The organism is Streptomyces sp. NBC_01276 (genome assembly GCF_041435355.1).
GTDB lineage: Bacteria > Actinomycetota > Actinomycetes > Streptomycetales > Streptomycetaceae > Streptomyces.
Genome location: NZ_CP108442.1, coordinates 7,627,422 through 7,653,536, shown reverse-complemented (window position 1 = coordinate 7,653,536; position 26,115 = coordinate 7,627,422). Strand labels below are relative to the sequence as shown.

The 26,115-nt window shown below is 71.8% G+C and carries 22 protein-coding genes; 10 read left to right on the top strand and 12 right to left on the bottom strand.

The window, feature by feature from the left end:
- Positions 1 to 21 precede the first annotated feature (21 nt).
- Positions 22 to 498, top strand: a complete 477-nt coding sequence (locus tag OG295_RS34340) for an SRPBCC family protein (RefSeq protein WP_371680543.1) — start codon at positions 22 to 24, stop codon at positions 496 to 498.
- A gap of 174 nt (positions 499 to 672) precedes the next feature.
- Here OG295_RS34340 and OG295_RS34335 read toward each other — a convergent pair whose 3' ends face one another.
- The 6 genes from OG295_RS34335 to OG295_RS34310 form a co-directional block, all read right to left on the bottom strand.
- Positions 673 to 906, bottom strand: coding sequence for a hypothetical protein (locus OG295_RS34335; protein WP_371680542.1), 234 nt, complete (start codon positions 904 to 906; stop codon positions 673 to 675).
- Positions 907 to 1,066: 160 nt separating this feature from the next.
- Positions 1,067 to 1,900 carry an amino acid ABC transporter ATP-binding protein gene (locus OG295_RS34330; RefSeq protein ID WP_371680541.1) on the bottom strand — a complete coding sequence of 278 codons (834 nt, stop codon included), beginning with the start codon at positions 1,898 to 1,900 and terminating at the stop codon, positions 1,067 to 1,069.
- A 7-nt stretch (positions 1,901 to 1,907) separates the two neighbouring features.
- Complete coding sequence (locus OG295_RS34325) at positions 1,908 to 2,708, bottom strand: amino acid ABC transporter permease (RefSeq protein WP_371680540.1); 801 nt, start codon at positions 2,706 to 2,708, stop codon at positions 1,908 to 1,910.
- Complete coding sequence (locus OG295_RS34320) at positions 2,705 to 3,508, bottom strand: ABC transporter substrate-binding protein (protein WP_371681391.1); 804 nt, start codon at positions 3,506 to 3,508, stop codon at positions 2,705 to 2,707. The genes OG295_RS34325 and OG295_RS34320 overlap by 4 nt, the downstream gene beginning before the upstream one ends.
- 233 nt (positions 3,509 to 3,741) lie before the next feature.
- Entirely contained in the window at positions 3,742 to 4,404 is a 663-nt protein-coding gene (locus OG295_RS34315; RefSeq protein WP_371680539.1) for a DUF4360 domain-containing protein, read from the bottom strand.
- A 171-nt stretch (positions 4,405 to 4,575) separates the two neighbouring features.
- Entirely contained in the window at positions 4,576 to 5,499 is a 924-nt protein-coding gene (locus OG295_RS34310; protein WP_371680538.1) for a zinc-binding alcohol dehydrogenase family protein, read from the bottom strand.
- 88 nt (positions 5,500 to 5,587) lie between these two features.
- Here OG295_RS34310 and OG295_RS34305 point away from each other — a divergent pair, with 88 nt between their 5' ends.
- The 3 genes from OG295_RS34305 to OG295_RS34295 all read left to right on the top strand — a co-directional run bounded on the left by OG295_RS34305 (position 5,588) and on the right by OG295_RS34295 (position 7,494).
- The gene (locus tag OG295_RS34305; RefSeq protein WP_371680537.1) at positions 5,588 to 6,019 is read left to right on the top strand and encodes a MarR family winged helix-turn-helix transcriptional regulator; all 432 of its coding nucleotides are present in this window, start codon (positions 5,588 to 5,590) and stop codon (positions 6,017 to 6,019) included.
- A 96-nt stretch (positions 6,020 to 6,115) separates the two neighbouring features.
- Entirely contained in the window at positions 6,116 to 6,613 is a 498-nt protein-coding gene (locus tag OG295_RS34300; protein WP_371680536.1) for an N-acetyltransferase family protein, read from the top strand.
- 98 nt (positions 6,614 to 6,711) lie between these two features.
- Complete coding sequence (locus OG295_RS34295) at positions 6,712 to 7,494, top strand: maleylpyruvate isomerase family mycothiol-dependent enzyme (RefSeq protein ID WP_371680535.1); 783 nt, start codon at positions 6,712 to 6,714, stop codon at positions 7,492 to 7,494.
- A gap of 61 nt (positions 7,495 to 7,555) precedes the next feature.
- Here the strand turns inward: OG295_RS34295 and lpdA are convergent, their stop codons facing one another.
- A complete protein-coding gene (gene lpdA, locus OG295_RS34290) occupies positions 7,556 to 8,959 on the bottom strand; it encodes a dihydrolipoyl dehydrogenase (protein ID WP_371680534.1) in 1,404 nt (467 codons plus the stop codon).
- A gap of 201 nt (positions 8,960 to 9,160) precedes the next feature.
- Here lpdA and OG295_RS34285 point away from each other — a divergent pair, with 201 nt between their 5' ends.
- Entirely contained in the window at positions 9,161 to 10,273 is a 1,113-nt protein-coding gene (locus tag OG295_RS34285) for an alpha/beta hydrolase (RefSeq protein ID WP_371680533.1), read from the top strand.
- A gap of 36 nt (positions 10,274 to 10,309) precedes the next feature.
- Here OG295_RS34285 and OG295_RS34280 read toward each other — a convergent pair whose 3' ends face one another.
- Positions 10,310 to 11,047 (bottom strand): SDR family oxidoreductase, encoded by a 738-nt coding sequence (locus OG295_RS34280; protein ID WP_371680532.1) that lies wholly within the window; start codon positions 11,045 to 11,047, stop codon positions 10,310 to 10,312.
- Between the two features lie 165 nt (positions 11,048 to 11,212).
- Between OG295_RS34280 and OG295_RS34275 the strand changes: the two genes are divergently transcribed.
- A complete protein-coding gene (locus tag OG295_RS34275; RefSeq protein ID WP_371680531.1) occupies positions 11,213 to 11,785 on the top strand; it encodes a TetR/AcrR family transcriptional regulator in 573 nt (190 codons plus the stop codon).
- A gap of 141 nt (positions 11,786 to 11,926) precedes the next feature.
- Positions 11,927 to 14,149, top strand: coding sequence for a choice-of-anchor J domain-containing protein (locus OG295_RS34270; protein WP_371680530.1), 2,223 nt, complete (start codon positions 11,927 to 11,929; stop codon positions 14,147 to 14,149).
- Between the two features lie 113 nt (positions 14,150 to 14,262).
- Here the strand turns inward: OG295_RS34270 and OG295_RS34265 are convergent, their stop codons facing one another.
- Positions 14,263 to 15,675: an MFS transporter gene (locus tag OG295_RS34265; RefSeq protein WP_371680529.1), complete on the bottom strand. Its 1,413-nt coding sequence runs from the start codon at positions 15,673 to 15,675 to the stop codon at positions 14,263 to 14,265.
- A 142-nt stretch (positions 15,676 to 15,817) separates the two neighbouring features.
- Between OG295_RS34265 and OG295_RS34260 the strand changes: the two genes are divergently transcribed.
- Positions 15,818 to 16,639, top strand: a complete 822-nt coding sequence (locus OG295_RS34260; RefSeq protein WP_371681390.1) for a helix-turn-helix transcriptional regulator — start codon at positions 15,818 to 15,820, stop codon at positions 16,637 to 16,639.
- An 88-nt stretch (positions 16,640 to 16,727) separates the two neighbouring features.
- Entirely contained in the window at positions 16,728 to 20,348 is a 3,621-nt protein-coding gene (locus OG295_RS34255) for an NACHT domain-containing NTPase (protein ID WP_371680528.1), read from the top strand.
- 129 nt (positions 20,349 to 20,477) lie between these two features.
- Here the strand turns inward: OG295_RS34255 and OG295_RS34250 are convergent, their stop codons facing one another.
- The 3 genes from OG295_RS34250 to OG295_RS34240 form a co-directional block, all read right to left on the bottom strand.
- The gene (locus OG295_RS34250) at positions 20,478 to 21,944 is read right to left on the bottom strand and encodes a CHAP domain-containing protein (RefSeq protein WP_371680526.1); all 1,467 of its coding nucleotides are present in this window, start codon (positions 21,942 to 21,944) and stop codon (positions 20,478 to 20,480) included.
- A 64-nt stretch (positions 21,945 to 22,008) separates the two neighbouring features.
- Positions 22,009 to 23,472 (bottom strand): M23 family metallopeptidase, encoded by a 1,464-nt coding sequence (locus OG295_RS34245; protein ID WP_371680525.1) that lies wholly within the window; start codon positions 23,470 to 23,472, stop codon positions 22,009 to 22,011.
- A gap of 47 nt (positions 23,473 to 23,519) precedes the next feature.
- A complete protein-coding gene (locus OG295_RS34240) occupies positions 23,520 to 24,815 on the bottom strand; it encodes a transglycosylase family protein (protein WP_371680524.1) in 1,296 nt (431 codons plus the stop codon).
- A 791-nt stretch (positions 24,816 to 25,606) separates the two neighbouring features.
- Between OG295_RS34240 and OG295_RS34235 the strand changes: the two genes are divergently transcribed.
- Entirely contained in the window at positions 25,607 to 26,053 is a 447-nt protein-coding gene (locus OG295_RS34235; RefSeq protein WP_371680523.1) for a hypothetical protein, read from the top strand.
- Positions 26,054 to 26,115 lie beyond the last annotated feature (62 nt).

The window sequence follows — 26,115 nt, the reverse complement described above, 5'->3', positions numbered from 1 at the left end:
AGAGAAGGAGCGTCACCCGTCATGAGCACCGAACGCATCCAGCGGCCCGAGCCCACCCCCCGCGTCACGATCGACGAGAGCGCGCCGGCCGTCGTACGGCTGTCCGCCAGCGTCAACGCCCCCCTCGACACCGTCTGGCGCCTGCACACCGACATCGACGCCTGGCCCGACTGGAACCCGGACGTCACCCGGGCCGCGCTGGACGGCCCCCTCACCCCCGGCGCCACCTTCCGGTGGCTCACCCACGGCCTCGACATCACCTCCACCGTCCTGCAGTTGGTCCCCGGCGCGCGCATCGTCTGGGGCGGCCCGGCCCAGGGGATCGACGGCGTACACGTGTGGACCTTCGAGGAGGCGGACGGCGCCGTCACGGTCCGCACCGAGGAGTCCTGGTCCGGGGCGCCCGTGGAGGCCTCGCCGGAGCTGCTGCGGCAGGCGCTCCGCGACTCCCTCGTGCAGTGGCTCGCCCGGCTGAAGGAGCGGGCCGAGCGCGCGTGACCGCACCTACCTGATCCACCACGTTGGCCTCGGCCGACGGGCAGGTGCGCTGGTTCGGGATCGGCCGGGGTTTCGCCTTGCACCTCGCCAACGCCTACGAGGACGCCCGCGGGAGGATCCTCGTCGAAGGCCCGTCCGTGGGCCGCGACGGCCGGTGCGGCCGTTCGACGCCGGTCAGCTCCCCGGCGAGGCCGACGCCGGGGATCCGGCCCTGGCGACGGTGGCCACGGTCCACCGGCCGCGCCGGGTGCCCGCCGTGATCCACGGCTCGTGGATCCCGGACGTCGGGGCGACGGCGTCGGGGTGGGCCTCGTCCACATCGAGGCCCACCAGCCCGGGGAACCGGTAGGGGTCGAGCGCCCATCGCGGCGTCCGCGACGACAGTGCGTACGTGGGCTGCGTGTCCATCGGACCTCCAATGTCATGACCGAACGCGAGGACTCATCACTCTGTGCTCCCGGTTGCGCACCGCGCTCCGCCCCACCCGAACGCACCCAACGGCATCTCGTCACACCACGACAAGACCCTCGTGCCGCGGGCGGCCGGAGCGGACCGGGGTCGTCGCCCGCTACGTGGCGGTGGCTTCTCCGTCACCCTCGCCGTCGCCGACGGGCGGCTCGGCCGCCGCGGGGTCCAGGATCCGGTCGAGGAAGTTCCTGGTCCGCTCGTGTGCCGGGCGCGTGATCACCTGCGCCGCCGGCCCCTGCTCGACGATCACTCCCCCGTCCATGAACACGACGCGGTCCGCGACCTCCCGGGCGAAGCTCATCTCGTGGGTGACGACCATCATGGTCATGCCCTCGCCGGCGAGCAGCCGCATCACCGAGAGGACCTCGCCGACGAGTTCGGGGTCGAGCGCCGAGGTCGGCTCGTCGAAGAGCATCACCTCCGGCCCCATCGACAGGGCCCGGGCGATCGCCACGCGCTGCTGCTGTCCGCCGGACAGCTGGGCCGGGAAGGCGCCCGCCTTGTCCGCGAGACCGACCCGTTCCAGGTTCTCCCGGGCGACCTCGGCGGCCCGGACCTTGTCCCGGCCCAGCACCCGCCGCTGCGGCAGCGTGAGGTTGCCGGTGACGTTCACGTGCGGGAAGAGGTTGAACTGCTGGAAGACCATCCCGATGCGGCGGCGGACGGCGTCGATGTCGACGTCGGGGTCGGTGAGTTCGGTACCGCCGACGTGGACGGTGCCCCGGCTCGGTTCCTCCAGCAGGTTCACGCAGCGCAGCAGCGTCGACTTGCCGGAGCCGGATGGCCCGATGACGCAGACGACCTCGCCGGGGGCGACGTCCAGGTCGATGCCGCGCAGGACGTGGTTGTCGCCGAAGGACTTGTGCAGGTCACGGATCTCGATCTCCGGGCGGTCCGCCGGCGCCGCGTCCGCCGGTGGTGTCTGCTGTGGCATGTCTTCCTCACGTGGCCTTGTCGGCACGGGCTTCCAGGCGGCGCACCACGAAGCTCAGCGGCACGGTCACCAGGAGGTAGCACAGACCCGCGACCAGGATCGGGGTGGAGTTGGCGGTCTCGCTGGCGAGGTCCCTGCCGAATTTCGTCAGTTCCCGCTGCTCCAGTGTCACTCCGAGGAAGAGCACCAGGGAGGAGTCCTTGAAGAGCAGGACCAGTTCGTTGGTGAGCGGCGGGATCACGATCCGGAAGGCCTGCGGGATGATCACCGAGGCCATGGCGCGGGCGTGCGAGAAGCCCAGCGAGCGGGCCGCCTCCATCTGTCCCTTGGGCACGGCCTGGATGCCGGCCCGAATCGTTTCCGCCATGTACGCGGCCGCCACCAGCCCGAGGCCGAGCGCGACCTTGCCGTAGATACCTCCGGGGATCTCGGCGCCGGGGAAGGCGAGCGGCACCGCCACGCCCACGAAGATGAAGATGAGCAGCGCGGGCAGGCCCCGGAACAGTTCGATGTAGACACCGGCGACCCACCGGTAGGGGCCCACCGAGGACAGCCTCATCATGGCCACGACCAGGCCGAGCACGAGGCCGAAGAGGAATCCGGAGAAGGTGTACACCACCGTGTTGCGCAGGGCGACGGTGATGATGTCCGGGAAGAGCCGGGCGGCCAGGCCGGGCTGCGCGAACTGGTTCGCCAGCCGGCCCCAGTCTGCGAGGACGACCACCAGGACCAGCACGGCCACGAAAACCGCGTACTGGATCCACTGCCAGACCCGGCGCCGTTGGCGCCGGGTCAGCCGAGAGGTCACGACGTGGCCTGGGGCAGGGGGCCGATCCACTGCTCGTAGAGCTTCTTGTAGGTGCCGTCGGCCTTGGCGGTGGTGATCGCCTTGTCGATCGCGGCGAGGAGGGCGGCGTTGCCCTTCTTCACCGAGAAGCCGTACTTCTCTCCGGTGTCGATGTTCTGGCCCAGGACGAACTCGGCGGCGTTCGCCTTGTCCTTGAGCCAGCCCTGGACGACGGGGTAGTCGATCACGACCGCGTCGACCTGGCCGGTGCGCAGTCCGTTCAGCACCGCGTCCGAGCTCTCGAAGGAGACCGGGTTGAACCCCTGTGCCTTGGCGTAGCTCTCCCCGGTGGTCTCCGCCTGCGCGCCCAGTTTCCCGCCCTTGGCCTTGAGCTCGGCGAGCGTGGTGACACCGCTCTTCTTGCTCGCGAGGAGGGCCTGGGTCGCGTCGAAGTAGGGGACGGAGAAATCCACGTTCTTCTTGCGTTCGTCGGTGATCGTCATGCCGGCCGCGGCGAGGTCGCACTGGCCGGAGTTCAGGAAGGCCCCGGTCTTGAAGTTTTCGAACGGGGTGTCGAGGATCTTCTGTTCGACCTTCAGGTTCCGGGCGACGAGGTCGATCAGGGCCACGTCGAAGCCGACGACCTTGCCGTTCTGCTCGAACTGGAAGGGCGGATAGGGCAGATGGGTGCAGGTGGTCAGTTTGCCCTTCTCCACGACCGGGACGCCTCCGGCCGCCTCCCCCGGGCCGCTGCCGCCGGAGGAGCAGCCCGCGGCGAGGAACACGCCCGCCGCGGCGGCGAGGCCGGCCGTGGCGCGGATACGGAGACTGCTGCGCTGACTGCGGTGTCCTGCGGCCGTCCGGAACACGGTTGACCTCCACGGATGCGGGGTGGGAGCGGTCACGGGAGGGGACCGTCCGTCGAGATCGTAAGCCCGGGGTGGGGCGGGACGGCGGAGCCGGCGTGACGCGGCGCAGACGTGGCCGGACATCGCCCTCGCGCGGCCGGACAGTGCCTGTTGCGCCCCGCCACCCGATCGGCCGCGGCTGCGGCTCAGCGCTGCGGGCAGGCCTTCCAGGTGAAGTGGTACTTGGTGTTGATGCTGCCGTCGGTGGAGTCCATCGTCAGGAAGCTGGTGGTGTTGGCCGTGTCGGACGTGCCGGCCTGCGCGATCAGCTCGGTGTTGATGTTGAGGTTCCGCTTCGCCCCGCACGGGTGGTAGACGAGGGCCTCGATCGCGACCTGGTCGGTGGCCTGCCAGTTGTCCTGGTAGTGGCCGCGCAGGGTGTGGCTGCGGCGGGCGGTCTCGGACATGCCCTGGAAGTAGTAGTTGGCCCTCTGCTCGCCGCTCGCACCGGGCGCCAGGCTGGCGAAGCCCCGGTAGTCCGCCTGGGTGATGGCGAAGGTGTAGCCCTGGGGAACGTTCACGCTCAGGCCGAGCTGGCAGTTCTTGCGGAAGTCGGTCGCCTTGGCGTCCTTGCCGACCTGCGCCGTGTACTCGCTGTAGGCCACCGTGAAGGCGGTGTTGTCGGGGGAGACCGCGACGGTGGCGCTGCCGGGCCGGCAGCCGGAGCCGTTGACCTGGACCACGTCGATGGTGATCTTGTCGGAGGGTGCGGGGGCCGGGGCGGTGGCGGTGGCGGCCCCCGCGGACGGCGTGAGGGCGGAGGCGGCGAGGGCCGCGGCCGCGCCGGCGATGAACACCGTTCTGAACATGGGAAGTCCTTCCGATCGCTGCTCTGCGTGACCGGCTCGAACCGTTCCACACCGCCCGCGGACGCCGTCGTAGGCGCGGCACGCACCGCCTCCGGGGCGGCGGCGTGTCCCCCCGGACGGCCGAGCCGGCCGGGCCGCGGAGGGAGCCGCGCCGGGCGACCCGTCCGTCCGCTACGGGACCAGGACCACCTTGCCGAGGTTGCGGCGCTGTTCGATGACGGCGTGGGCACGGGCCGCCTCGGCGAGCGGGATCTCCTCGTGGACGGCGGGGCGCAGGGTGCCCGCCGCGTGCAGCTCCCAGAGTTCGCGCTGCCAGCGCTCGTAGAGTTCGGGCTTGCCGAAGGCGATCGCCCGCATCTGGAAGCCGATCATCGAGGCGCCGCGGACGAGCAGCTCGTAGGCCTCGACCGTACCGCCGCCCGAGCCGTACGCCACGATGCGGCCGCCGGTGGCGAGGGCGCGGACGGCGGGGCCGAGCAGGTCTCCGCCGACGCCGTCGAGGACCACGTCGTACGGGGCTCCCCAGTCGGCGTCCTCGTACAGGACGACCCGGTCCGCGCCCAGGCCGCGGACGAAATCGGCCTTGTCGGCGCTGCTGACGGCGGCGACGACGCGCCCGGCCCCGGCGGCCCTGGCGTACTGGACGGCGAGGCCGCCCACCGCGCCGGCCGCGGCGGTGACGAGGACCGACTCGCCGGGCTCGACGCGGGCGGCCGCGTGGGCGCCGCGGGCCACGAGGCCGCTGCGCACCAGCGCGACGGCCTGGACCGCGCTGACGCCGTCGGGGACGCGGGAGGCCAGTGCGGCACCCAGGACCGCGAACTCGGCGTAGGCGTCGGTGAAGCACAGTCCGGTGACGCGGTCCCCGACGGCGAAGCCGCTCACCCCCGGGCCGGTGGCGACGACCTCTCCGGCGATCTCGCCGCCGAAGGAAACGGGCCCGTCGCCGTCCCTGACCTTGCGCACGGTGGGCAGCGTCACGCCGACGGCCCCGGCCCGGACCAGCAGTTCACCGGGGCCCGGGACGGGCCGGTCGACGTGTTCGGCGAACAGCACCTCGGGGCCGCCGTTGACCTCGTGACGGATGCGCAGCACAGGACCTCCCCGATCCGGATTCATTGGATGCCCCAACGATAAGCCGAAAATCGTGGGGATGTCCAACGGCTTTCGCTAGGCTGGCTCCATGACGTCCCCCCTCGCGCACATCCGGTCCCTGCCGACCTGGCTCGTCGGCCGCGTCGCGGCACGCGGCCGCGGACTGGTCGCCGACGCCCTCTCCGCCGAGGGGCTGGGCCTCATGCACCACGCGGTCCTGGCCGCGACCGCCGAACACGGACCCGTCGCCCAGGCCGACCTGTGCCGCCTCCTGGCGGTCGACCCGAAGGACATGGTGGGCCTCCTCAACCACCTCCAGCAGGGCGGACTCGTCCTGCGCACCCCCGACCCCGCCGACCGCCGCAAGAACGCCGTCACGGTCACCCCGGAGGGCGGGGCGACCCTCGCCCGCTGCGCACGGCTCGCCGGCACCGCCAACGCGGCGCTGCTGGCTCCGCTGGACCCGGACGAACAGCGGCAGCTGATCGCCCTGCTGACGCGGCTCCACGAGGCGCCGTAGCCCGGCGTGCGGCGACGTCAGGGCGAGGCGAGGCAGTGCGAGGCGGCGCCCTCAACATCCCCGCGTGCGCGGCCCGTTGCCCTGTAGGCTCTCCGCATGATCGAAATTCGTCGCGCGGGCCCGCCCGACGGGACCGTACTCGGTGAGATCCACGCCGCGGCCTGGGAGGCCGTCTACGCGCCCTTCTTCGCCCCCGATTTCGCCGCACGGGCGGTGGAGGAGCGGCGACACCGTTGGCACGCGCGGGTCGGCGGGGGTTCCGAGACGGTCCTGCTCGCCGCGCTCGACGGCCGCCCGCTGGCCCTGAGCTTCTTCGCCCCCTCCCCCGACCGGGCCGGCCTCGCCGAGATCTTCTCCGTCTACGGCCACCCCGACGGTTGGGGCAGCGGCATCGCCACCGCCCTGATGGACGCGACCCTGAGCCGGCTGCGCGAGGACGGATTCGCCCGGGTGCACCTGTGGACGCTGCGCGGCACACCGCAGTCGCGCCGCTTCTACGTCAAGTGCGGCTTCACCGAGACCGGCGCCTCGCGCCCCCACGACTTCGGCGACGGCAACCCCCTCGACCAGGTCGAGTACGAACGGGCCTGCTGACGTCCCCACACCCCTGACGCCCCCCGTGCCCGCACCTCCCGGGCCCTGTGAAAGAGTGCCGGAAGAGGCGAACCCCCAGGTCAGGAAGGCACCACCCGATGAGCACAGCCGAGCAGCCCGATCACGCGGCGGCCGTCGCCGCGCAGACCGCACGGTTCGTGGACCTGGTCCGCGGCGCCGACCTGACGGCCCCCGTACCCACCTGCCCGGGCTGGACCCTCGCCGACCTGGTCCGGCACTGCGGGGGCGTGCACCGCTGGTTCTCCGCGCTGCTGCTCCAGAAGGTGCAGGAACGCCCGACGAGCCGCGACGTGGACCTGCGCCTTCCCGAGCGCGAGGAGGACTACGCCGACTGGCTGGCCGCCGGCGCCGCCGAGGCGGCCGAGGTGTTCGCCGCGACCGACCCCGACGCGCCCATGTGGGTCTGGGGAGCCGACGGCCACGCCCGGTTCTGGATCCGCCGGATGCTGTTCGAGACCCTGGTCCACCGCGTCGACGCGGAGCGCGCCCTGGGGCTCGCGTCCTCCGTCGACGCCCCGCTCGCGCGGGACGGCGTCGACGAGTTCCTCGTCAACCTGCCCTACGCCACCCCGTTCGCGCCCGGGGTGGCCCGGCTGCGCGGAACGGGCCGGACGATCCGCTTCCGGTGCACCGACACGGACGGCTCGTGGCTGGTCCGCCTGCGGCCCGACGGCTTCGGCCTCGTCGCCGACGGGGCGGAGGACGTCGCCGGGGCCGAAGCCACCGACGCGACCGTCAGCGCGCCGGCCGCCGATCTGCTGCTGGTCCTCTACGGCCGCACCGCGCGCACGGCGCCGGGCGTGGAGAGCACCGGGGACGCCGCCCTGCTCGACCTCTGGTTCACCCACTCGGCGTTCTGACCACGCCCGGCGCGCCGGCGGCCCGCCCCCCCTTCGCCGAGGGAGCGGTCCGCGGCGGGACTCAGAAGTTGATCATGTGGCCGGCCAGTCCGTGGACGGCCTCCTTGACGGCCTCGCCGAGGGTCGGGTGCGCGTGGACGTTGCGCGCGACCTCGTGCACCGTCAGGTCCCACTGCTGCGCCAGCGTCAGCTCCGGCAGGAGTTCGGTGACGTCGGGGCCGATCAGGTGGGCACCGATGATCTCGCCGTGCGTGGCGTCGCTGATCAGCTTCACGAAGCCGGCCGTGTCACCGAGGCCGTGCGCCTTGCCGTTGGCGGTGAAGGGGAACTTGGCGACGCGGACGTCGAAGCCCTTCTCCTTCGCCTGCGCCTCGGTCCAGCCGAAGCTCGCGATCTGCGGCTGGGAGTAGGTCGCCCGCGGGATCATCGGGTAGTCCAGCTCCATCGTCTCCGCGTCGGCGATGGTCTCGGCGGCGACGACGCCCATGGCCTCGGCGGTGTGCGCGAGCATCAGCTTGGCGGTGACGTCGCCGATGGCGTAGATGTGCGGAACCGAGGTGCGGCAGCGGCCGTCGACATCGATGGCGCCGCGCTCGGTGACCCGTACGCCGGTGGCCTCCAGCCCGTAGCCGGTGACGTTCGGCGCGAAGCCGATGGCCTGGAGCACCTTGTCGGCCTCCAGCACCTTCGTCGCACCGTCGGCACCGGTGACGGTCACCCGGACCTGCGGGCCCGACTCGTCGATCGACTCGACGCGGGTCGAGGTCAGGACGTCGATCCCCAGCTTGCGGTACCGCTTGGCCAGTTCGGCGGAGACGTCCGCGTCCTCCAGCGGGGCGATCCGGTCCAGGAACTCGACGATGGTGACCTTCACGCCGTAGTTGTGCAGGACGTACGCGAACTCGATGCCGATGGCGCCGGCGCCCGCGATCACGATGGACCCGGGCACGTCCTCGGCGAGGATCTGCTCCTCGTACGAGACCACGCGGTCGCTGCGCCGCGTGCCGGGCAGCAGCTTCGGGGTGGCGCCGGTGGCGATGATGCAGTCGTCGAAGGAGATCTCCCGGGTGGTGCCGCCCGCCTCGGCGACCCGCAGGGTCCGGTCGTCGAGGAAGGTGCCCCGGCCGTCGAACTCGGTGATCCCGTTCTTCTTCATCAGGTAGTGGACGCCCTTGACCCGGCCGTCCGCGACCCGGCGGCTGCGCCGGAACGCCTCGCCGTAGTCGAAGGACACCTCGCCGTCCACCTTGATGCCGAAGGTCTTGGCCTCGTGGGTGAACAGGTGCGCCAGCTCGGCGTTGCGCAGGAGCGCCTTGGTGGGGATGCAGCCGACGTTGAGACAGACGCCGCCCCAGTACTTCTCCTCGACGACCGCGACGCTGCGGCCCAGCTGGGCGGCACGGATGGCGGCAACGTATCCGCCGGGGCCGGCCCCGAGGACGACGACGTCGAAATGCTCCTGCATGGATGGATTCCTTCCCATAACAAGTCGTGCGCAAGTGAGTTCACGCCCACGTTACGCCGGGTTCCGGGAGCGGGTGTTCGAAGATCACCTCAAGGTCCGCAACCTTTTGCTCCGCTCTGCCCTCTCCCTGGTTGGCACGCCGACGCGGGCCGACGGACCCGCGGGTCCTGACCGATAGCCGACAGAAGGTTTCACCGATCCATGAAGCTGACGAGTGGTGCCCCCCTCGTGCTGGCCCTGCTGTGCACGCTCCTGCTGTTCGCCCTGACGGTCTGGCTGTGGCCACGGCTGTCGAAGGGCGGCCCGCGCAAGGTGTTCGGCCGGGTCGCGCTGGTCGTCGTGCTCCAGCTGCTGCTCGTGGCCTCGATCGGACTGGCGGCCAACCGGAGCTTCCTGATCTACGGCTCATGGGCCGAGCTGGCCGGGCACGCGCAGGCACCGCCGGCGCTCGACCCGGGTCAGGGTGACGCGTCGGGCGTGAAGATCCTCGGCCGGCAGCCGGTCGACGTGCCCGGCGGCGCCACGCCGCGCGTGGGCGGCGTGATCGAGAAGGTGACCATCCAGGGGCAGCGGTCCAAGACCGCCACGTCCGCCTACGTGTACCTGCCGCCCGAGTACTTCCAGAAGGGCAACGAGCACAGGACGTTCCCGGCCACCGTGGTCCTCACCGGTTTCCCGGGCACGTCGGAGAACCTGATCAAGGGGCTCGACTACCCGAAGACGGCCTGGAAGCTGGCCAAGCACAAGAAGACGCAGCCGATGGTCCTCGTGATGATGCGGCCGTCGGTGATCCCCACCCGCAACACCCAGTGCGTGGACGTCCCCGGGGGGCCGCAGAGCGAGACCTACTTCGCCACCGACCTCCCGCAGGCCGTGTCGGGCACGTACCGGGTGAAGAACGTGCCGTCGAGCTGGGCCATCATGGGCGACTCCACGGGTGGTTACTGCGCGCTCAAGATCGCTCTGGAGCACCCCGAGCGCTACGCGGCCGGGGTCGGCCTGTCGGCCGACTACAAGCCGGAGATCGACGCGGACTCGGGCGACCTGTTCCACGGCAACAAGGAGGAGGAGAAGCGGGCGGACCTGCTGTGGAGCCTGGACCACCTGCCGCAGGGCAAGTCCTCCTTCCTGGTCACCAGCTCCCTGCAGGGTGAGCCGAACCTCAAGCCGACGCAGCAGTTCATCCGGAAGGTGAAGGCCCCCGCGCACGTCTCGTCGATCACCCTCGACCACGGCGGCCACAACTTCAACACCTGGCGGCGCGAGATCCCGCCGTCCCTGGAGTGGGTCAGCGCCCGCGTCAACGCGGGGTGACCTCCCGGGAGGCGGGCCGCCGCTCCGGGCCGGCCGTCAGGCCTGCGCCGTGGGACGGACGACGATCTCGCTGACGTCGATGCCGTCGGGCTGCCCGATCGCATAACCGATGGCGGAGGCGATGGCGGAGGGCGGCATGGCGATCTCGTCCCGCTGCCGGGTCATCGCCGCCGCCACCTCGGGGCTCGCCCCCTTGCCCACGCCCTCCGTGTGGGTGAAGCCGGGCGAGACCAGGGTGACGCGGAGGTCGGGGCCGGCCTCCTGCCGCAGCCCTTCGGTCAGGACCTTCACGGCCGTCTTGGTGGCCGCGTAGACCGTCTGGGGAGCCTTGACCACGTAGGCGGCGGTGGAGGCGACGTTGACGAACTGACCGGAGCGCTGCCGCCGGAAGACGGGCAGCGCCGCCCCGATGCCGTTCAGCAGGCCCGTGATGTGAGTGGCGACCATGGCGTCCCAGTCGTCCTGGCGCAACTCGTCCAACGGCGAGACCGCCATGGTGCCGGCATTGGAGACCAGGACGTCGAGCCGGCCGAAACGGTCGAGCGCCACGCCGGTCAGCCGTTCGAGGTCCCTCCGGCGCGACACGTCGACCACGGCCCCGACGGCCGATCCGCCCCGCGCCGTGATCCGGTCCACCACCGCGTTCAGCCGGTCCTCCCGCCGGGCTCCGAGCACCAGGTGGGCGCCCCTTTCGGCGAGATGGACCGCCGTCGCCTCCCCGATGCCGCTGCTGGCGCCCGTGAGTGCGATGACCTTGCCCTCGATGCCTGACATGGCCGGTCCTTCCGTGAGGGGTGCGCGCAGGCCGACGCCTCGGCCGATGCCTGCGCCCGCGCCTTGGCCTACAGTGGAAGTGGGGGAGCCCCCACTTGCCTCAGGCTAAGTGGGCACGCCCCCACTTAGCAAGGCGGACAACCTGAGAGGGGATGGCGAGCGCTGATGTCCGAGGCAGCACCAAGGCCGTTGAGGGCCGACGCACGGCGCAACCGGGAGAAGATCCTCACGGCCGCGGTGCGCCTATTCGCGACGGAGGGGCTCGACGCCCACCTGGAGCGCATCGCCAAAGAGGCAGGAGTCGGCAGCGCCACGCTGTACCGCAACTTCCCCACCCGCGAGGCACTGGTCGAGGCGGTCTACCGCAACGAGGTGGCCCGGCTGTGCGACGCGGCCCCCGCCCTGCTGGCGACGGAACCGCCGCTGGACGCCCTGCGCGCCTGGACACGCCTCTTCCTCGACTACGTGACCGCCAAGTACGGCATGATCGACGCCCTGCGCGCCATCGCCGCCACGGGCGACAGCCCGTACGGCCACAGCCGCGAAATGATCCACGCCGCCCTGGGCTCCCTCATGGACGCATGCGTGGCCGCCGGGACGATCCGCACGGACATCGGCCCGGCCGACATCGGCGCCGCCCTCGAAGGCATCGCCCTCACCTCGGCGAGCCCCGGACAGCGAGAGCGGGCGGAGCGCCTGCTCGACCTCACCCTGGACGGCCTGAAGACCCGTCCGTGAGGCCCGGCCCCGGACCGGAGCCGCGGGCCTGCGCGGCCCGGCCCGGCGGTCCGGCCCCGACACGCCTCGCGCGAGATCCCCTGGTCAGCGCCACGGTTTCGCTACGTTGACGCATCATCCGCTTCTTTGGAAGAAGATCCGATGCGCCAGCCCCTCCAGGCCGGAGTGTGTCGACACGTCCCGTGGTTGACCGCCCTCCTGGCCGCACTCGCGTTGTCCCTGGGGGTCTCGCCCGCGTACGGGCACCCGGGCCCCGGCAGCCCACCGGACAAACCGGCCCACCAGCGGTCCGACGGACCGTCCCGCACCCACTCCGTACACCGGCAGTGGCGCAAGTCCCCCCGGATCCACGAGCAGGCGCGCACCGGCCGCTACGGCGGGGACGCGACCGTCGGCACGCGCCGCACGTGGCCGACCATCGACTGGTCGTTCCAGACCGTGCTGCGCGAGTTCGAGCTGCGCGAGGTCTCCCCGCACGTCGAGCTCTGGGTGCGGACCGGTGACATGCGGGTCGACAGCGACGACTGCAGCAGCTCCAACGCCGACGACCTCGTCGTCACCGACCGGCAGCTGCGCTACGTGGCCGAACAGTTCGAGCACGTCATCCGCCCGCGCGAAGGCCGGGTGTTCGGCTCCCCGACCCCGCGTGACGGGAGCAACGCCAAACCGGAACTGCTGGACCCGAGCATTCCGGCGGATGCCTGGCGCGGGCCGGGCGGCCGGCTCGTCGTACTCGTCGACAACATCGCGTCGGGCGGCGAGTTCCTCTCGGACGCCGTGGACGCGGTCGACCGCAACTTCGTCGTCATCGAGGCCGCGGGGTGGAAGACCATGGTCGGCCCGAAGCCCCCGTCCCTCGGCCCGGACCTGTGCCGCGTCTGGGAGGGCTTCCCCCTCCCCCACTACATCGAGGGCCTCCTCGCGCACGAGTACAACCACGCGATCTGGCACAGCAGGGCCGAGGACGTCTCCGGCCCCAACTGGATCATCGAGGGAACGGCCGAATGGGCCAGGTGGCTGGTCGGCTACGACGACCGCCGCGAGGACGCCCTGAAGAACCTGAAGGTCGGATGCTTCCAGGGCCGCCAGAACGCGATGATGCCCCCCGGATACACCGACCCGTACGGCGACCGGAACGGCGGCCCCGAGAACTCCCTCTCCGTCTGGCCCGATCCCGGCCAGAGCTTCCTCTGTGACTACGGCGGCGCCGAGATCATGATCCACACGCTCAACGAGCGCTACGGACCCGGCTTCGTCAAGGACCTGCTGTTCGCGGGCGGCGGCTCCGGCTTCGACCGGCTCTCCAGGACCCTGGCCCGCCACCACGCCAAGGAGACCCCCTTCGACCTCCTGAAGGACTGGTCCACCACGGCGGCACTCGACGGCGTCCTCGACGACGGCGCACGTCTGGCCGGGCACTCCGGGGCCGGCCGCTTCCGGGCGGAGGCGCTCCACTCCACGGTGAACTTCGACACGCCGTTCGCCTACTCCCGCCCCGGCGCGCCCTCCAACGGCGCCGACTACGTACGCCTGCGCGACGGCGCGGGCGGGTACCTCAAGGCCGGCGAGCTGCGCTCCCTGGGCTTCGACGCACCGGCCGTCTACCCGACGCGCCCGGTGGAGTGGAGCGTCGATCCGGACGGCCACGCCGCCGGTGACCCCGCCCTCTACTCCGGCCCGCTGGGCGACGAGGTCAGCGTCGACCGCAGCATCGTGCGGTCGGTCACCGTCGACCCGGCCGACCCCACCCTCTCCTTCGACGCCCGCTGGGACATCGAGCCCGGCTACGACATCGGTGCCGTGCAGGTGTCCACCGACGGGGGCGCCACCTTCACCTCCCGCCGGAGCGCCGGGATGACCACCGCGTTCCCGGACGCCGCCGCCGACATCGTCGCGCTGGCACCGGGATTCAACGGTGATTCGGGCGGCTGGACCCACCAGACGATCGACCTCTCCGACCTCGCCGGCCGGACCGTACTGGTGGCCTTCCGCTATGTGACCGACAGCAGCGTGACCCGGCCGGGCCTGTGGATCGACAACCTCAGGGCCGGCGCCACCCCGGTCTCCGACGGTTCGACCCTGACCGGCTGGCAGACCATCAGCTCCTACCAGATCAAGCGGATCCCGGGGATCAGCCTCCGCCTCGTGGCCTACACCGCGGACCACAAGCAGGCCTGGGCCGCCGACGTGCCCCTCGACGCCGACCACCACGCGTCGCTGGGCCGGGAGCAACTGCGCCGCCTGCTGGACACCAGGGCAGAAACGGTCGCGGCGATCGTCGACCACTACGAGCCCACCGAGACGGTCCTGGCCCCCGCCCCCTACCGGCTCACCGTCAACGGCGTCCTCCAGCCCGGCGGATGACCCGTACACACCCGTAGGACCTCATGGACCGGGGCGGGGAGCGCACGCGACGCCGTTCGGCACGCGGCGCTCCCCGCCCCGGTCGAGGCCCTCGCGGGGGTGGTGGAGCCCGGTCACCTCGTGCGTCGGCCGAGGCCGACGGCGACCAGCAGCGCCACCACCGTCACCAGGGCGGCGTCGAGCGCCAGCACCGTCCGGACCCCGTCGAAGAGCGAGGTCCCCGTGGTGGCCAGGACGCCGAGCAGCGGGATGCCGACGGTCAGACCGACCTGCTGGGTGGTGGTGACCAGGCCGGTCGCCAGCCCCTGCTGCGCGTCCGGCACACCACTGGTCACGATGATCCCGTAGGAGATGATCGCGCCGAGGTGGCACATGCTCGCCACCGAGACGGCGACGGTGGCGACCAGGGCACCCGACTCCGTGCCCACGGCCAGCAGGGCGGCGGTGAACACGCCCTGGCCGAGCAGCGAGCCGACCAGGGTGCGCCGGGCACCGAAGCGGCCGATGAAGCGGGGGGCGTAGGAGCCGGCGACGGCGGAGGCGACGCCCTGGACGCCGAAGACCAGCCCCGTCAGGAACGAGGACAGGCGCAGGGTCTCCTGCAGGTACAGCGTCAGGACGAACACGACCGTCGACATCATGGAGAAGGTCACCAGTCCGCCGATGTTGCCCCAGGCGACGGTGCCGCGCTTCAGCATCGGCAGGGAGACCAGCGGCGCGTGCGCCTTCGATTCCACCACCACGAACGCGGCGAGCAGCAGGACACCGGCCACCAGCGAGACGAGGACGTCCGTGCCGCCGAAGCCGCGCTCGGCGGCGGTGGACAGGCCGTAGATCAGCGCGAGCAGACCGCCGGTGACGGTGACGGCGCCCGGCACGTCCAGCCGCGGCCGCTCGGGGGTGCGGGACTCGGGCAGCAGCCGGGGGGCGAGGCAGAGGACGGCCACGGCAGCCGCCGCGAGCAGGCCCATCGTGGAGCGCCAGCCGAGGGTGTCGGTCATGACGCCGCCGAGCACCATGCCGACGGTGAAGCCGAGGGAGAGCAGGGTGCCGGAGATGCCGAGCGCCTTGTCGCGCAGCGGGCCCTCGGGGAAGGTCGTGGTCAGCAGGGACATGCCGGTCGGCACAACCACCGCCGCGCCCAGCCCCTGGAGGGCGCGTCCGGTCAGGAAGGAGGCGGGGTCCCAGGCGAGGGTGGCGAGCAGCGAGGCCCCGCCGAAGAGGGCCAGGCCGGTCAGGAAGAGCCTCTTGCGCCCGTACAGGTCGGCGATCCGGCCGAAGAGGAGCAGGAAGCCGCCGGAGGGCAGGGCGAAGGCGGTAACCGCCCACTGGAGGGCGGACCGGCTCAGGCCCAGGTCCTTGCCGAGGACGGGCAGGGCCACGTTCAGGACCGAGAAGTCGAGCGCCACCATGAACTGGGCGGCGCAGAGCACGAAGAGGACGAGCCGGGCCCGCCCGGTGAGCCGGTGGCCCTCGGGCGCCACCGTGTACGGTGCGCTGACCGCCGTCTGTGTATCGATCGTCATGGACACCACCTTCGCCGCGCGGGAATGCCCGTGAAGAGCGGGAACTTATCCTGTTGTCGCCACCACCAGGCAGCCGACAGGGGGAATACCAGTGGCCACGCCGATCGACGATCACCGCCGGAGCGAGCTGCGCGCGTTCCTGATGAACCGGCGCGCGCGGATCTCGCCCATGGAGGCCGGACTGCCGGACGGCGGGGCCCGCCGCCGCACTCCGGGGCTGCGCCGGGAGGAGGTCGCCGTGCTGGCGGGGGTCGGGGTGTCCTGGTACCAGTGGCTGGAGCAGGGCCGTGACATCTCGGTGTCCTCGCAGGTCCTGGACTCGGTGAGCCGGGTCCTCAAGCTGACCAGCGCCGAGCGCCGGCACCTGTACGTACTGGCCGGGCTCAATCCGCCCGCCCTCGAAGTCGAGCCGGGCGACCGGGACATGTGCGACGGCCTGAAGCGGCTGATCGACGCCTGGATGCCGTTCCCGGCGCACATCATGGACGTGTACTGGAACACGGTGATGTACAACGACGCCGCCGCCCTGGTGTTCGGGATGCGGCCCGAGATCGTGCAGAACTGCCTGATCGCCTTCTTCACGGACCCCATCTACCGGGCCCGCTCGGGGCACTGGGAGGAGGTGGCCCGCGAGGTGGTGGCGCAGTTCCGGGCCGCCTGCTCGGAGCATCCGCGGGACGAGGGGTTCCGGGCGGTCGTGGAGGAGGTCCGGGAACTGAGTCCGCGGTTCGCCGAGTTGTGGACGGAGCGGGACGTCCGGCCGGGCGGCCTGTTGCGCAAGCGCATGGAGCATCCCGTCGTCGGCACGCTCCACGTGGAATCGACCCAGCTGCGCGTCCCCGCCCGCCCCGACCTGGCGATCGTGCTCCACACCCCGCTGCCGGGCACCGAAACGGCCGAGAAGCTGGAGTGGCTGACCTCGCCGGAGGGGCGGCGCGGCCTGATGTACCCGGTCGCCGGGTGAGCCCGTTGACCCGCTGCCGGGCGTCTGGGGCCGCTAGGCTTCCCCGAGGGGGCTGACGGACAACGGAGTTCGGGGGCGAGCGATAGCGATGGAGATCGTCACGGCGGCCGCGGGGATCCTGGGCAAGCTGGCGTCCAAACCGCTGGCGGACGGCGCGTTGCGCAAGGAGGCGGTGCTGCGGGCCCTGCGGGCGGTCCGGCTCAACCCCACGGTGCCGCCGCAGGACTTCGGCAGCCTCTACGCGCACGCGCTGATCGAGTACTGCCTCGGCCGCCCGGAGCCCGTGCTCGCCTTCTTCCGGAACCCCTACGTCCTGGAGTCCTTCCGGCGCTCCTTCTCGGAAGGCGACTGGGCCGCGTTCCGCGCGGAGGCGGCGGAAGCCGTGGAGCGCAACCGGGAGACGGCCGAGTTCGGGCATCTCGGCCACGGGTTCGAGGAGCACGTCGACGGGTTCACAGCGGCGTTCCAGGGCCTCGTGGACCGCAGCCGGGCACCGCACGAGGCACGGCTGGAGCAGAAGCTCGACGTGTTCCTGGAACGGGTGAGCCAGACCCGGGTCGAGGAGGAGAGCCACCGCACCCGTACCGAACCGGGCCGTTCCGAACTCTCTCCCGCGCAGCGCCTGATGGACGACGTCCACGAGTGGTTCACCGCCGTCGGCTACGAGATCCGGCGCACGTGGGAGGCGGCCGGCGGGTGCGTCGCCCTGCTGGTGGACATCCCCCAGCGCCGCCCCGGGCGCTTCGACCGGACCGTGGTGCTCTGCGTCGAGGGGGAACTCCTGCCGCACCACATGCGGCTGGTCGGCGAACTGGTCGCCGCCGAAGGGGCCCTGGAGGGCTGGGGGCTGGCCCGGCTCAGGGTCAGCGAGGCCGCCCGCCGCCGGGCCGCGGACAGCGGTGACGTGCTGTTCTGCTACTCCTTCGACGAACTCGTCGACCTCGAAGCAAACTTCGAGCCCTACATCGCCTGGGTGGAGGAGGAGGTGCGCCGGCGCGGCATCGACACCCGCTACGTGCCCATCTCCTGCAGCAAGGAGGAGATCGACCCGGCCACCGGGCGGCCCCTGGACACCAGCCTCTACCACTGGCGGGACGGCGGGCTGGACGACTACGTGGCGGGCTGGCTCCAGGAGCCCGCGAAGCGGCACCTGTCGGTCCTCGGCGAGTTCGGGATGGGCAAGTCGTGGTTCGCCCTGCACCTGGCCGGCGAGATGGCGCGCGGCTGGCGCGACGCCAGGCGCCGGGGGGTGCCGAGGCCCCGGATACCGTTGCTGATCCCGCTGCGCGACTACGCCAAGCAGACCACGGTGCAGGGGCTGCTCTCGGAGTTCTTCTTCAACAAGCACAAGATCGACCTGCGGAGCTACGACGTCTTCCGCGTCCTGAACCGCATGGGACGGCTGCTCCTCATCTTCGACGGCTTCGACGAGATGGCCGCGCGGGCCGACCGCAACACGGTCGTCGCCAACTTCTGGGAACTGGCCAACGCCGTCGACCCCGGCTCCAAGGTGCTGCTCAGCAGCCGCCAGGAGCACTTCCGCAACGCCCAGGAGGCGCGCAACCTCTTCGGCGCGAAGGTCAGCGCGTCCGCGCTCGGATCCAAGGTGCCCCAGGACGGCCCCAACTTCGACATCGTCGAGCTGGTCCGCTTCGACGACGAGCAGATCGAGCGGATGCTCCGCCACGACCTGTCCGAGGACAAGGTCCGCATGGTGATGGCCCATGACGAGGTGCGCGAGCTGATGGGGCGCCCCCTCATGTCCGAGCTGGTGATCGACGCGCTCCCGGAGATCGAGCAGGGCGCCGAGATCGACCTGGCCCGGATCTACCTCTACGCCGTGCAGCGCAAGATGGACCGCGACGTCAGCGCGGAGCGCACGTTCACCTCGCGCGGGGACAAGCTGCTCTTCCTGTGCGAAGTCGCCTGGGAGATGCTCTCCACCAACCGGCTCACCCTCAACTACCGTGACTTCCCGGACCGGTTGCGGTCCTGCTTCGGGTCCACCGTGCAGAGCGCCAAGGACCTGGACTACTGGGAGCAGGACATGCGCAACCAGGGCATGCTGGTGCGCAACGCCGAGGGTGACTACGGGCCTTCGCACAAGTCGCTGCTGGAGTTCCTGGTGGCCCTGAAGTTCGCGGCCGAACTGGGGCTGCTGAGCGGCGACTTCATGAAGGTGATCCCGGCGGCCGGGGCGGCGGAGGCGGTGACGCGCGAGTGGACGTGGTCCCGGTACTTCGCGGCGCGCGCGGAGGACGGAACGCTCCCGCCCCTCGGCGAGTTCGTGGCGGAACCGGTGGAGGCGCTGGGCACCACGTTCGGGGCGTTCGGGCGCGACGAGGCGGTGTACCAGTTCCTGTCCGCGATGGTGCGGGAGTGCCCGGACCACCGGGAGCGGCTGCTCGCCCTGGCCGGCTCGACCGCCGGACTGGAGGCGGAGGCGGGCAACCTGGCGGGCAACTGCCTGAACCTGCTCGTCCTGTGCGGCGGCAGCCTGGAGCGCACGCGGTTGGCGGGGCTCGATCTGGCGGGGTTCGCGCCCCGGCAGTGGGGGGTCGGGGTTTCCCTCGCGGGCGCGGACCTGCGTGGGGCCGACCTCTCCCGGGCGGACCTGGAGGGTGCGGACCTGTCCGGGGCCGATCTCACGGGTGCCCGGCTCGGGGACGGGAACCTGCTGGACGACGGCCGGTCGCGCCGGGGCCTGTTCCACCCCAGCGGAGCGGTGGTCATCGCCTCCGGGAACGAGGTGCTCCACTGGCCCGACGGCCGGGTGGACTCCCCTCCCGGCCGGCTGGCGGCGGGCGGCGGCTCCGGCCCCGCGGCCGTCGACCACTGGGACGCGACGACCTGGTGGTGCGGGGACACGGACGGCGGACTGCTGGTGGAGGCCGGCACGGGCCGGGTGATGGGCAGGACGGCCGCCACGCAGGAACACTCCCCGGTGATCTGGAAGGGCCGGCACGCCTTCGTGGAGTGGGACTTCGCGGGCAAGTGCCTGCGGCTGACGGAGCCGGCCGCGGGCCGCCCCGTCGCGGAGGTGCCCTTCCCCGCCCTACGGCACTGGATCATCAGCTTCCTGGCGGGCCGGCACGGCATCAGCGCCCTGGTCTACACCGAGGACTCCCTGCGCTACGCCGTCGCCGACGAGAACGCCGAGGGCCACTGGCGCACGCTCAAGGGGGAGGAACACTCCCGGGAGGCCGCCGACACGTACATCAGCGCGTCCGGCGACAACGCCCTGCTCATGCTGGACGGCCGGGCCGTGGCGATCGTGGACGCCGCCGGCCAGGAGGCCAGGATCGACAGCAAGGGGCTGCCGATCATGGTCCCGGGCGACGGCCTGGTGGACGCCTTCGCCTTCCGCGCCTCGTCGAGGCTGCTGGCCCTGGCCGCCCAGGACCGGCTCTTCGGGTGGAGCATGCGGGTGTCCTCCTCCCTGGAGGCCCGCTGGGTGCTGAAGGTGCCCGGCGGCACCCGTTCACTGTGGTGCTCCGAGCGGGGCGACCGGCTCCTCGTGGCGACGAAGATGGGCGAGCTGTGGGTGTGCGACTTCCGCAGCGGCGAGATCCTGTCGCGGACCGTGCTGGGCGGCCGCCTCCGCGGCACCCGCTTCTCGCGCTCCTGCGGCCTGGACCCGGAGACGCTGGACGCCGTCACCCGGGCCGGCGGCGTGCTCGTCGACCAGGAACGGCCCGACAGGGCTTAGGCCGTCTCGTCCGGATCGTGTCGGGCCAGGCAAGATCCGAAAGAGACGGCCTAGGCTGAGGCGCACGGGAACGGGCCCGGGACGGTGGTCGTCCCGGGCCCGTGGTCGGTCCGGATCAGCGGTACCGGATCAGTTGTAGGTGCCGGTGATGGAGACGCCGGTGCGGGTGCCGCCGACGCCCGTCAGGTCGACCGGGGCGGCCGGCGACCAGGTGCCGTTCACGGCGCGGATCGTGTGGAGAACCCGCCCGTCGGTGGTCACGAAGGCCGCCTGGAGTTCGTTGTTCACCTGCGCGGCCGCCACGTCCGTGACCGTCACGCCGGCCGGGACCACCGCGGAGAGGTCGTTCATCACCCACTGGCCGCTGGCGAAACGGGCCCCGTGGTAGCGCTTGGCGCCACCCTCGGTGGTGACCACCAGCTGGAGGTCACCACCGGTACCGGCCACGGCCACGTCGTCGACGCCGGAAACCCCGGTCTCGGCGGAGGCGTTGCCCCAGGTCGTCCAGGTACCGTCGGCGTGCCGGACCGTGTGGAAGAGGGAGCCGCCCGAGACCGCGACCACCTGGGTGTCGGTGCCCGTCTGGGAGACCGCCACCTTCGTCACCGGCGCCCCGCCCGGGTTCCCGACGGCCCCGAACGGCGCCCACGTCCCATCGGCGTGGCGGACCGTGTGGTAGACCTTCCCGTCCGCCACCACGACGGCCTGCACCTCGGTACCGGAGGAGACCGCCGCCACCTGCGTGATGTTGCCGAGCGGGCCGGCCTCACCGTGCACGTCGCCGAAGCCCGCCCAGGTCCCGTCCGCCAGCCGGACGGTGTGGTACAGCTTGCCCTCGTTGTTGACCGCGAAGACGTGCGTGGTGCCGTTGATGCCCGCCTCGGCGGTGGTGCGCACCCCGCCCGGAACCTCGCCGGCCACGTCCTGCACGTCGCCGAAGCCGGTCCAGGTACGGTCCGCCTGGCGGACCGCGTGGTAGAGCCCGCCGCCGGACTCGACCGCGACCTGCGCCCGCCACTGGCCGGTCGGAGCCGGCGGGGTCGTGTTCGGGGGCGGGGTGCCGGGGACACCGACCGGGGAGACGAAGGCGAGGGCACGGCCCGCGCCCGGGTTGACGTACGTACGCCAGTTGAACCAGCCCTTGGCGGAGACCCTGTGGCTCTCGTTGCCGCCGACGGTCTGGATCTGCGAGCCGTCGGAGGAGACCGCGACCACGAGGCTGACGTGGTTGGCCTCTCCGCTGACCGAACCGTCGTCGTCCCACAGGACGGCGTCGCCCACCTGGGGGCCGCTGGTGTGGAGCGTGCCGTTGCGCTGGCCGTAGCTGTAGAAGGAGGCGGCTGCCGCGTTGAGGCCCGAGGTGTTGGCGCCGGCCTGCTTCCAGACCCAGCGGGAGAACTCCGCGCACCAGGCGTTCGGGTAGATGCAGCCGTAGTAGGGGGTGCAGTCGTTGCCGACCTGCGAGCGGGCTATGTCGGCGACCGAGGGGGCGTCCGCCGCGGCGGGTGCCGCCGAGGCCATCCCCAGCACCGGGGCGAGAAGGGCGGTGGCGAGCAGGAAGGAACGGACGCGGGCCGACTTCGGGGTCTTGAACATGGGGTGGGTGTCCTTTGTGGAAGGAAGTCCGGAAGAAGAAGGGGGGCGGGGTGCTGGTGCCGCGTCAGTTGTAGGTGCCGGTGATGGAGACGCCGGTGCGGGTGCCGCCGACGCCCGTCAGGTCGACCGGGGCGGCCGGCGACCAGGTGCCGTTCACGGCGCGGATCGTGTGGAGAACCCGCCCGTCGGTGGTCACGAAGGCCGCCTGGAGTTCGTTGTTCACCTGCGCGGCCGCCACGTCCGTGACCGTCACGCCGGCCGGGACCACCGCGGAGAGGTCGTTCATCACCCACTGGCCGCTGGCGAAACGGGCCCCGTGGTAGCGCTTGGCGCCACCCTCGGTGGTCACCAGCAGCTGGAGGTCACCACCGGTACCGGCCACGGCCACGTCGTCGACGCCGGAAACCCCGGTCTCGGCGGAGGCGTTGCCCCAGGTCGTCCAGGTACCGTCGGCGTGCCGGACCGTGTGGAAGAGGGAGCCGTTCGAGACGGCTACGACCTGGGTGTCGGTGCCGGTCTGGGACAGGGCCACCTTGGTCACGGGGGCCCCGCCCGGGTTGCCGACCGCGCTGAACGGCGCCCAGGTCCCGTTGGCGCGGCGGACCGTGTGGTAGACCTTCCCGTCCGCCACCACCACGACCTGCACCTCGGTGCCCGAGGAGACCGCCGCCACCTGGGTGATGTTGCCGAGTGTTCCCGCCTCGCCGGACACGTCGCCGAAGTCCGACCAGGAACGGTCGGCGAAGCGGATGGAGTGGTAGAGCTTGCCCTCGTTGGTCACGGCGAGGACGTGCGTGTCGCCGTTGATGCCCGCCTCGGCGGTGGTGCGCACCCCGCCGGGAACCTCGCCGGTGACGCCCTGGACGTCGCCGAAGCCGGTCCAGGTGCGGTCCGCGTTGCGGACCGCGTGGTAGAGCCCGCCGCCGGACTCGACCACGACCTGCGCCCGCCACTGGCCGGTCGGAGCCGGCGGGGTCGTGGTGTCGGAGCAGTTGCGGCTGGTGAGCGTCGAGCCCATCTGGAAGGGGGCGCCGTCGAAGACGGACTGCTTGACGGTGCCGTTGTAGCGCTGCTCGTAGTGCAGGTGGGCCCCGGAGGAGTTGCCGGTGCTGCCCACTATGCCGATCTTCTGGCCGCGTACGACGCGGGTTCCGGCGCTGACGTCGTAGCCGTTGAGGTGGGCGTACAGGGTCGTCGAGCCGTTGCCGTGGTCGATGACCACGTATTTGCCGTAACTGCGGTACGAGCCGTCCGGGTTGGTGAGGGTGGTGGCGGTGCTGACGACGCCGTCGGCGCTGGCGAGCACGGGCTGGTTGGCGGTGGTGCTGCCGTGCGTCCAGTCGATGGACTGGATCGACGGGCTGTGGCCGCTGTACGTGTTGCCCAGCCAGGCCTGGTTGCAGCTGAAGGGCATCTCGTAGGCGGGCCCCGCGGCGTAGGACGGGGAGGCGGCGAAGGCGACCAGGCCGGAGGCGGCCAGGGCGAGGCCGGTGGCGGAGGTCAGCGCACGACGGGTGATGGTGGACATGGTGGCTCCTCGGATGTGTCAGGGGTGTCGCGGGTGTCGTGCGCTGGTCAGTTGAAGGTGGCGGTGATGGACACGCCGGTGTGGTCGCCGCCGACGCCGTTCAGGTCCATGGGGGCGGCGCCCGTCCAGGTCCCGTCGGTGTGGCGGAGGGTGTGCAGGACGCGGCCGTCGGTGGTGACGAAGGCGGCCTGGAGTTCGTTGTCGACGGCCGCGGCGGCGACGTCCGTGACGGTGACGCCGGCCGGGACGACGGCGGAGAGGTCGTTCAGGACCCACTGGCCGCCGGCGAAGCGCGCCCCGTGGTAGCGCTTGGCGCCACCCTCGGTGGTGACCACCAGCTGGAGGTCACCACCGGTACCGGCCACGGCCACGTCATCGACGCCGGAAACCCCGGTCTCGGCGGAGGCGTTGCCCCAGGTCGTCCAGGTCCCGTCGGCGTGCCGGACCGTGTGGAAGAGGGAGCCGCCCGAGACCGCGACCACCTGGGTGTCGGTGCCCGTCTGGGAGACCGCCACCTTCGTCACCGGCGCCCCGCCCGGGTTCCCGACGGCCCCGAACGGCGCCCACGTCCCGTTCGCGCGGCGGACCGTGTGGTAGACCTTCCCGTCCGCCACCACCACGACCTGGAGCTCCGTACCCGACGAAACGGCCGCCACCTGCGTCACGTTGGGCAGCGCGCCGGCGGCCGCGTGGACGTCCCCGAAGGCTCCCCAGGTGCGGTCCGCGTTGCGGATGGTGTGGTACAGCCTGCCCTCGTTGCTCACGGCCAGGACGTGGGTGTCGCCGTTGATGCCCGCCTCGGCGATGGTGCGCACCCCACCAGGGACGGCGCTCGCCTGGCTGTCGACGTCCCCGAAGCGGGTCCAGGTGCCGTTGTCGAAGCGGGTGGCGTGGTAGATGCCGTTGCCGGAGCCGATCAGCACCTGCGCCTTCCACGACTGCGCGGGGGCCGGCGGGGTCGGCGCGTCCGGGTAGGGGTCGGCGTGGTCGCTGCCGAGTCCGGCGAGGCGGCCGCAGCTCGGCCAAGCGCCCGGGCCCTGTCCGGCGAGGACCTTCTCGCCTATCAGGATCTGCTGCTTCTTGGTGGCCTGGTGGGCGTAGGCCGCGTAGGCCGTACCCCCGTAGGCCCGCCAGGTCGACGCCGAGAACTGCAGGCCGCCGTAGTAGCCGTTGCCGGTGTTGATGCCCCAGTTGCCGGAGCTCTCGCACTGGGCGACCTTGTCCCAGGTCGCCACGCTGGCGGCGGAGGCCGGGACGGTGCCCAGGGACAGCAGCACGGACGAGCTGACGGCCACGGTGGCGGTGACCGACGCGAGCGTGGTCAGTCGACGGCGAACAGACATGACAATCCCCCATATTTCGGACGCAGACGGGCCACGTGTGCGCAGGGCACTGACCCGTGATGACGTGGCGCTCCAGGTGCGCGCCCATCGGCGCCGGCCCGGTTCCCCCCGGCGCTCCACTGCTGCGCCGTTGAGAGGATCATGTCGTCCGGGCCCGGGGGTGTTCCAGAGGTTCGGGGTGGCACGGAGGTGCCTGGCCTCATGCGGCCAGGCCGGCCGCCGGGGTGCGCCGCGTCGGCGCAGGGTGGTCGCCTTGTCCTGGCGGGCTGCCGAGGAAGCACCTGCCCCGCAGGGATGCGGCTTCATCGACCCCGACGGCGGCCGACGGTGTGGCGGGAGGAGTGGTCCGACGAGGTGGTGGTGCGACTTCTCGCGGGCCGTGGATGCAGTGGAGCCGTACGGGTCTCTGGCGGGTGGGTCTCTGACGGGCATGCGATGTGCGTTTCGTTGACTGCTCACCCTCATGTCGGGCGGGAAGCCCTGCGCACGGGTTCCCCGACCGGTCGACGTGTCCACCGATCGGGATGAGGCTCCGTCCCGTCGCCGGTGAACTGAACACGCAGTCGAGGTTAGGGTGTTCCTCAAAACCGCTCATGAGGGATTTCGTGGACGCAGATATCAAGACGTACTACGTGCGGCAGAGGGCGGAAGTGCAGAGTCGGCCGCCGCGAAGGGCACTGGCGAACCTCCGCAAGTCTCTTGATTCGAGCGATACGGCGGCCGAAGCGCACCACGGCTGGGCCTCCGCCTCGGCGTTGAAGCGGTGTGCGACCGGAACCGGATGGGCACTGATGGCCACCACCCCAACCTCCCCGTCCCCCGCCACGAGCGACCACCCCGCAAGCCGGTGCGCCGTCACCCTCGGCACCGTGACGGCGGCAGTCATGGTGCCGCTCCTGATCGCGGCCGGGGTGGCAACCTCCCTGCACACGCAGGAGATACAGCACGAGTGGGCCGACCGGCAGCGGGAAGCCTGCCGGCACCTGCCCTTCCCGACGACGGAGTACGCCGCAGGCTGGGCCGGAGCGGCCCTCGGCGTGGCAGCGGTGGCGGTGTGCGTGCTCCTCGCGAGGCGACTGCGCGGCCGGTACGGCCTCCGACTCGGACAGACCTGGCCCGGACTGCTCGCCGGCACCACCGTGTGGTTCAGCGTCCCGGCCATCCCGATGGAGCTGATCCAGCTCTGGGCCGTGCACTCGGCCGCCGCGGCGGGGATCAACCTCGGCGACGGATGTTAGCCCGCCGATCGGTCCGGGACCCATGGGTCCCGGACCCACCTCGCTCCTGCCCACTGGTGCCG